Annotated in this window: 5 protein-coding genes and 2 pseudogenes; all 7 read left to right on the top strand. The window is 58.5% G+C overall.

Features of this window, described 5'->3' with window-relative positions; translation table 11 throughout:
* Nucleotides 1–41 precede the first annotated feature (41 nt).
* Nucleotides 42–1,199, top strand: a pseudogene (locus ACIOVB_RS22760) (glutamine synthetase family protein); the annotation flags it as partial.
* A gap of 56 nt (nucleotides 1,200–1,255) precedes the next feature.
* Entirely contained in the window at nucleotides 1,256–2,620 is a 1,365-nt protein-coding gene (locus ACIOVB_RS22755; protein WP_401271620.1) for an aspartate aminotransferase family protein, read from the top strand.
* Between the two features lie 171 nt (nucleotides 2,621–2,791).
* Nucleotides 2,792–3,904, top strand: coding sequence for a polyamine ABC transporter substrate-binding protein (locus tag ACIOVB_RS22750; RefSeq protein WP_187681049.1), 1,113 nt, complete (start codon nucleotides 2,792–2,794; stop codon nucleotides 3,902–3,904).
* A gap of 187 nt (nucleotides 3,905–4,091) precedes the next feature.
* The gene (locus tag ACIOVB_RS22745) at nucleotides 4,092–5,189 is read left to right on the top strand and encodes a polyamine ABC transporter substrate-binding protein (RefSeq protein WP_187681048.1); all 1,098 of its coding nucleotides are present in this window, start codon (nucleotides 4,092–4,094) and stop codon (nucleotides 5,187–5,189) included.
* Between the two features lie 66 nt (nucleotides 5,190–5,255).
* On the top strand, nucleotides 5,256–6,398 hold the full coding sequence (locus ACIOVB_RS22740) for an ABC transporter ATP-binding protein (RefSeq protein WP_100846904.1): 1,143 nt from the start codon (nucleotides 5,256–5,258) through the stop codon (nucleotides 6,396–6,398).
* A gap of 35 nt (nucleotides 6,399–6,433) precedes the next feature.
* Nucleotides 6,434–7,315, top strand: a complete 882-nt coding sequence (locus ACIOVB_RS22735; protein WP_401271625.1) for an ABC transporter permease subunit — start codon at nucleotides 6,434–6,436, stop codon at nucleotides 7,313–7,315.
* Nucleotides 7,312–7,825 (top strand): annotated as a pseudogene (locus tag ACIOVB_RS22730) (putrescine ABC transporter permease PotI); the annotation flags it as partial. The gene ACIOVB_RS22735 and the pseudogene ACIOVB_RS22730, both read left to right, overlap by 4 nt.

Genomic DNA, 7,825 nt, shown 5'->3' with positions numbered 1-7,825 from the left:
AAATAAACACCGACAACCGAGAAAAACACTAATACAAAAACTATTACCAAAAACTACACACTTCCGAAATAGACATGATCTGCCGCCCCGACCAGAACGCCGTGTACCTGGTGCCATGGGCCATCGAGCCGACTGCCCAGGTGATCCACGACACCTACGACAAGCAAGGCAACCCGATCGAGCTGTCGCCGCGCAACGTTCTCAAGAAAGTGTTGAAGCTCTACGCCGACAAAGGCTGGCAGCCAATCGTGGCGCCGGAAATGGAGTTCTACCTGACCAAGCGCAGTGACGACCCGGACTACCCGTTGCAGCCGCCAATCGGCCGATCCGGGCGTCCGGAAATCGGTCGTCAGTCGTTCTCTATTGAAGCAGCGAACGAATTCGACCCGCTGTTCGAAGACGTCTACGACTGGTGCGAATTGCAGGAGCTGGACCTCGACACGCTGATCCACGAAGACGGCACGGCGCAGATGGAAATCAACTTCCGTCACGGCGACGCGCTGTCGCTGGCCGATCAGATTCTGGTGTTCAAGCGCACCATGCGTGAAGCCGCGCTCAAGCACGACGTGGCCGCGACCTTCATGGCCAAGCCGATGACCGGCGAGCCGGGCAGTGCCATGCACTTGCACCAGAGCATCATCGACATCGAGACCGGCAAGAACGTCTTCTCCAATGAAGACGGGACCATGAGCCAGTTGTTCCTGCACCACATCGGTGGCTTGCAGAAACTGATCCCCGAGCTGTTGCCGCTGTTCGCGCCGAACGTCAACTCGTTCCGCCGCTTCCTGCCGGACACCTCGGCGCCGGTGAACGTGGAGTGGGGCGAAGAGAACCGAACCGTGGGCCTGCGCGTACCGGATGCCGGCCCGCAGAACCGCCGTGTGGAAAACCGCCTGCCGGGCGCCGACGCCAACCCGTATCTGGCGATTGCCGCGAGCCTGCTCTGCGGTTACATCGGCATGGTTGAAGGCCTCAACCCGAGTGCGCCGGTGGTCGGTCGTGGCTATGAGCGCCGCAACCTGCGCCTGCCGCTGACCATCGAGGACGCGCTGGAGCGTATGGAAAACAGCGCAACCATCGAGAAATATCTGGGCAAAACTTTCATCACGGGCTACGTCGCGGTCAAGCGGGCCGAGCATGAAAACTTCAAGCGCGTGATCAGTTCGTGGGAGCGTGAGTACCTGCTCTTCGCCGTCTGATACGCCGGGCGCGGTGCTCAGGCGCCGCGTCTTCACCGATAACAAGGAGAATTGGCATGACCAGCAACAACCCGCAAACCCGTGAGTGGCAAGCGCTGAGCAGCGACCACCACCTGGCCCCGTTCAGCGACTTCAAGCAATTGAAAGAGAAGGGCCCGCGGATCATTACCAACGCCAAGGGCGTTTACCTGTGGGACAGTGAAGGCAACAAGATCCTCGACGGCATGGCCGGTCTGTGGTGCGTGGCCATCGGTTATGGTCGCGATGAACTGGCCGACGCCGCCGCCAAACAAATGCGCGAACTGCCTTACTACAACCTGTTCTTCCAGACCGCGCACCCGCCGGCACTGGAACTGGCCAAGGCCATCGCCAACGTCGCGCCAGAAGGCATGAACCATGTGTTCTTCACCGGTTCCGGCTCCGAAGGCAACGACACCATGCTGCGTATGGTTCGCCATTACTGGGCGATCAAGGGCCAGCCGAACAAGAAAGTCATCATCAGCCGCAAGAACGGTTATCACGGTTCCACCGTGGCTGGCGCGAGCCTGGGTGGCATGACTTATATGCACGAACAGGGCGACTTGCCGATACCGGGCATCGTCCACATCGCTCAGCCGTACTGGTTTGCCGAAGGCGGCGACATGTCGCCGGAAGAGTTCGGTGTCTGGGCGGCCAATCAACTGGAAGAGAAAATTCTCGAAGTCGGCGTCGACAACGTCGGTGCCTTTATTGCCGAGCCGATCCAGGGTGCCGGTGGCGTGATCATTCCGCCAGACAGCTACTGGCCGCGTATCAAGGAAATCCTCGCCAAGTACGACATCCTCTTCGTCGCCGACGAAGTGATTTGCGGCTTCGGCCGTACCGGTGAGTGGTTCGGTAGCGATTTCTACGACCTCAAACCCGACATGATGACCATCGCCAAAGGTCTGACCTCCGGCTATATCCCAATGGGTGGCCTGATCGTCCGTGACTCGGTGGTGGCCGTGCTCAACGAAGGCGGCGACTTCAACCACGGCTTCACCTACTCCGGTCACCCGGTGGCGGCGGCGGTGGGGCTGGAAAACATCCGCATTCTGCGCGACGAAAAAATTATCGAGAACGTCCACAACGAAACGGCACCGTATTTGCAGAAACGTCTGCGGGAACTGAACGATCACCCGCTGGTGGGTGAAGTTCGCGGAGTCGGTCTGCTGGGGGCGATCGAGCTGGTGCAGGACAAAGCCACTCGCAAGCGTTACGAAGGCAAGGGCGTCGGCATGATCTGCCGGCAGTTCTGCTTCGATAACGGGCTGATCATGCGTGCCGTGGGCGACACCATGATCATCGCGCCGCCGCTGGTGATCAGCAAAGCGGAGATCGATGAGTTGGTTACAAAGGCACGCAAGTGTCTGGACCTGACCCTCAGTGCATTGCAGGGCTAGGTGCTAGGCTTCGAGCGGGGGAGCTGCGGCGCACTCGCTCGAAGCTGTCAGAAAGGCTGGTCTTTTCTTGAAAGACCGCCTCGGATCTTGCCAGACTAGCCGCGGTTCCAGTTGTCCGGGTTCGGCCGCTGAACAAAGTGGTTCAAAAAAGAAAAATTTGGAGCATGACGCATGAAGGCATTAGGTAAAAAGCTTGCTGGCAAGACACTTCTCGCGCTGTCCATGGCGGGCATGATGGCGGGTGCGGTTCAGGCGGACGACAAGGTATTGCACGTCTATAACTGGTCCGACTACATCGCGCCGGACACGGTCGCCAACTTTGAGAAGGCCACCGGGATCAAAGTCGTCTACGACGTATTCGACAGCAACGAAACCCTGGAAGCCAAGCTGCTGGCCGGTAAATCCGGTTACGACATTGTGGTGCCTTCCAACAACTTCCTCGCCAAGCAGATCAAGGCCGGTGTTTACCAGGAGCTGGACAAGTCCAAGCTGCCGAACTGGAAGAACCTCGACGAAGACCTGCTCAAGGCCGTTGGCGATGCCAGCGACCAGGGCAACAAGCACGCGTTCCCGTACATGTGGGGCTCCATCGGGATCGGCTACAACCCGGCGAAGGTCAAGGCTGCGTTGGGCATCGACAAGATCGATTCCTGGGACATCGTGTTCAAGCCTGAAAACATCGAGAAACTCAAAAGCTGCGGCGTAAGCTTCCTCGACGCCCCGACCGAAATGATTCCGGCGGCTCTGCACTATCTGGGCAAACCGACCAACAGCAAGGACAAGGCTGACCTGAAAGCCGCCGAAGATCTGTTCCTGAAGATTCGTCCTTCGGTTGCCTACTTCCATTCCTCCAAGTACATCTCCGATCTGGCCAACGGCAACATCTGCGTGGCGGTCGGTTACTCGGGTGACCTGGAACAATCCAAGACCCGCGCCCAGGAAGCTGGTGACAAGGTCAAGCTGGCCTACACCATTCCGAAAGAAGGCGCCGGTACTTTCTACGACATGGTCGCCATTCCCAAGGATGCCGAAAACGTCGAAGCCGCTTACAAATTCATGAACTACCTGCTTGAGCCAGAAGTGATGGCCGGGATCACCAACGCCGTACGCTTCCCGAACGGCAACAAGGCGGCCACGCCGCTGGTGGACAAAGACATCACCAGCGATCCGAGCATCTATCCGTCGGCTGAAGTGAAGAAACAGCTCTACGCGATCAGCGATCTGGATGCCGCCACCCTGCGCCTGATCACTCGCAGCTGGACCAAAATCAAATCCGGTAAATAAGCCGGTTTGAAGCAGCAACCGCTGGCCGTCGTCCCCGCGAGGGCGGCCAGCGGGATAATTAAATGACAGAAAGTTTTGCTGGAACGGTTTTTCGAGGGTAAGTTGCGCGCCGGTTTTGTTGCCGGGCAGCCATGGCTGTCATGCAGCGCGGGGCAACTTGGGCCCAACTAATTTAGAGGACCTCCACTTGCCTATTTTTTCTTCTTTGCGCAAAGCCCTGCTGGCCACTGCCGGCCTGACGATTGCTGTCGGTGCCCAAGCCGCCGGTACGGTGCATATTTATAACTGGTCCGATTACATCGGCGAGACCACTCTGGCCGACTTCGAGAAAGCGTCCGGGATCAAGCCGGTCTACGACGTGTTCGACTCCAACGAGACCTTGGAAGGCAAGCTGCTGGCCGGGCGTACCGGTTACGACGTGGTCGTGCCGTCGAACCATTTCCTTGGCAAGCAGATCAAGGCGGGCGCGTTCCAGAAGCTCGACAAGACGCAGTTGCCGAACTATTCCAACCTCGACCCTGTGCTGCTCAAGCGTCTGGAGCAGAACGATCCGGGCAACCTGTACGCTGTGCCTTATCTGTGGGGCACCAACGGCATTGGTTACAACGTCGATAAAGTCAAAGCCGTGCTGGGCGTCGACAAGATCGATTCCTGGGCCGTGCTGTTCGAACCGGAAAACATCAAGAAGCTGCACAGCTGCGGCGTAGCGTTCCTCGATTCGGCCGATGAAATGATGCCGACCGTGCTCAACTACATGGGCCTGAACGCCAACAGCACCAACACCAAAGACTACGAAAAAGCCACCGCCAAACTGCTCGCGGTGCGCCCTTACGTAACCTACTTCCACTCGTCCAAATACATCGGCGACCTGGCCAACGGCGACATCTGCGTAGCCATCGGTTTCTCCGGTGACATCTTCCAGGCCAAGAATCGCGCTGAGGAAGCCAAGAAGGGCGTGAACATCGCCTACTCGATCCCTAAAGAAGGCGGCGCGCTGTGGTTCGACATGCTGGCGATTCCCAAGGACTCGTCCAACGTCAAAGAAGCCCACGCCTTCATCAATTATTTGCTGAAACCTGAGGTGATCGCCCAGGTCAGTGATTATGTCGGTTATGCCAACCCCAACCCGGGTTCGGACAAGCTGATGGAGCAGTCCATTCGCACCGACGAAGCGGTTTATCCACCGCAAGCAGTCCTCGACAAGACCTACGTGTCGACCGAGTTGCCACCCAATATTCAGCGTTTGATGACCCGTAGCTGGACCAAGGTCAAGTCGGGCAAATAAGGCACAACTATCCTGGGTTCGTCCGCATTGGGCGAACTGCACTCTTTTTTTCTGGGAGTTTCGTAAATGGCAGTTGCCTCCGGCGCCTACAAGAAAGCCCTCGAGGGCGACCAGACACCTAAACAGGTGCTGGTCAAAATCGACCGGGTCACGAAGAAGTTCGACGAGACGATTGCCGTGGACGATGTGTCCCTGGAAATCAAAAAGGGCGAAATTTTCGCCCTGCTCGGCGGTTCGGGATCGGGCAAATCCACTCTGCTGCGGATGCTGGCAGGGTTCGAACGGCCCACGGAGGGGCGCATTTTCCTCGACGGCGTCGACATCACCGACATGCCGCCGTACGAACGTCCGATCAACATGATGTTCCAGTCCTACGCTTTGTTCCCGCACATGACCGTGGCGCAGAACATCGCCTTCGGCCTGCAGCAGGACAAGATTCCCAAGGCTGAAGTCGAAGCCCGTGTGGCCGAGATGCTCAAACTGGTGCAGATGAGCCAGTACGCCAAGCGCAAGCCGCATCAATTGTCTGGCGGTCAGCGTCAGCGTGTGGCGCTGGCCCGTTCGCTGGCCAAGCGGCCGAAGTTGCTGCTGCTCGATGAGCCGATGGGCGCACTGGACAAGAAACTGCGTTCGCAGATGCAACTGGAGCTGGTGGAAATCATCGAGCGCGTCGGCGTGACCTGCGTGATGGTGACCCACGACCAGGAAGAGGCCATGACCATGGCCGAGCGCATTGCGATCATGCACCTGGGCTGGATCGCCCAGATCGGTAGCCCGATCGACATCTACGAAACCCCGACCAGCCGCCTGGTCTGCGAATTCATCGGCAACGTCAACATCTTCGAAGGCGAAGTGATCGACGACGCCGAGGGCCACGCGACCATCACCTGCAAGGATCTCGACCGGCAGATCTACGTCGGCCACGGCATCAGCACTTCGGTGCAGGACAAATCCGTGACCTACGCGATCCGTCCGGAGAAGCTGCTGGTCACTGCCGATCAACCGACCTGCGAATACAACTGGTCGAGCGGCAAGGTGCACGACATTGCCTACCTCGGCGGGCATTCGGTGTTCTACGTCGAATTGCCGAGCGGCAAACTGGTGCAGTCGTTTGTCGCCAACGCCGAGCGCCGTGGCGCACGTCCGACCTGGGGTGATCAGGTTTACGTGTGGTGGGAAGACGACAGCGGCGTGGTACTTCGCTCATGAACATGCGCAAGTTCAAACGACGGCTCAACCGAATAATTCCCAATGGCCGCCAACTGGTCATCGGGGTTCCGTTCATCTGGCTGTTCCTGTTCTTCATGTTGCCGTTCTTCATCGTCCTGAAGATCAGCTTCGCCGAAGCCGACGTGGCCATTCCGCCGTATACCGAGATCTACACGTTTGCCGAGCAGAAGCTGCAACTGCTGCTGAACCTGGGCAACTACGCGATGCTCGGCGACGACGAGCTGTACATCGCCGCCTACCTTGGCTCGCTGAAGATGGCGCTGATCAGCACCGTCCTCTGCCTGCTGATCGGCTACCCGATGGCCTACGCCATCGCCAGCGCCCGTAAAGAGCTGCAAACGGTGCTGGTGCTGCTGATCATGATGCCGACCTGGACGGCGATCCTGATCCGCGTTTACGCGTGGATGGGCATCCTCAGCAACAACGGTCTGCTCAATGGTTTCCTGATGAGCATCGGCCTGATCGACGAGCCGCTGCAGATCCTCAATACCAACCTCGCGGTATACATCGGCGTGGTCTATTCGTACCTGCCGTTCATGATCCTGCCGCTGTACGCCAACCTGGTGAAGCACGACAACAGTCTGCTGGAAGCGGCTTCCGACCTCGGTTCGAGCACCTTCAACAGCTTCTGGAAAATCACCATTCCGCTGTCCAAGAACGGGATCATTGCCGGCTGCATGCTGGTGTTCATCCCTGTAGTAGGCGAGTTCGTGATCCCGGAACTGCTCGGCGGCCCGGAAACCCTGATGATCGGTAAAGTGCTCTGGCAAGAGTTCTTCAACAACCGTGACTGGCCTGTGGCGTCTGCCCTGGCGGTGGTGATGCTGGCGATCCTGATTGTGCCGATCATTCTGTTCAACCGCAGTCAGGCCAAGGAAATGGAGGGTAAAGAATGAAGCGCATCCGTTTCTCCAGCCTGATGCTGGTCGTTGGTTTAGTGTTCATCTACCTGCCGATGCTGATCCTGGTGATCTACTCGTTCAACGCCTCGAAACTGGTGACGGTGTGGGGCGGCTGGTCGATCAAGTGGTACGTCGGCCTGCTCGACAACAGCCAACTGATGGGCTCGGTGCTGCGCTCGCTGGAAATCGCCTGCTACACCGCGGTTGCCGCGGTGGCGCTGGGCACGCTGGCCGCGTTCGTGCTGACTCGCATCACCCACTTCAAGGGCCGCACGCTGTTCGGTGGTCTGGTCACTGCACCGTTGGTGATGCCGGAAGTGATCACTGGTCTGTCGCTGTTGCTGCTGTTCGTGGCCATGGCGCAGATGATCGGCTGGCCGCAGGAACGTGGCATCGTCACCATCTGGATCGCCCACACGACGTTCTGTGCGGCGTATGTGGCGGTGGTGGTGTCGGCGCGTCTGCGTGAGCTGGACCTGTCGATCGAAGAAGCGGCGATGGACC

The organism is Pseudomonas sp. NPDC087639 (assembly GCF_044743385.1).
In the GTDB taxonomy this organism is placed as follows: Bacteria; Pseudomonadota; Gammaproteobacteria; order Pseudomonadales; family Pseudomonadaceae; genus Aquipseudomonas.
This window is presented reverse-complemented; position numbering and strand designations above follow the sequence as displayed.

Excerpts from the sequence above, each read along its gene's own strand:
- ACIOVB_RS22755 (WP_401271620.1), top strand. The coding sequence starts at position 1,256 with ATGACCAGCAACAACCCGCAAACCCGTGAGTGGCAAGCGCTGAGCAGC.
- ACIOVB_RS22750 (WP_187681049.1), top strand. The coding sequence starts at position 2,792 with ATGAAGGCATTAGGTAAAAAGCTTGCTGGCAAGACACTTCTCGCGCTG.
- ACIOVB_RS22740 (WP_100846904.1), top strand. The coding sequence starts at position 5,256 with ATGGCAGTTGCCTCCGGCGCCTACAAGAAAGCCCTCGAGGGCGACCAG.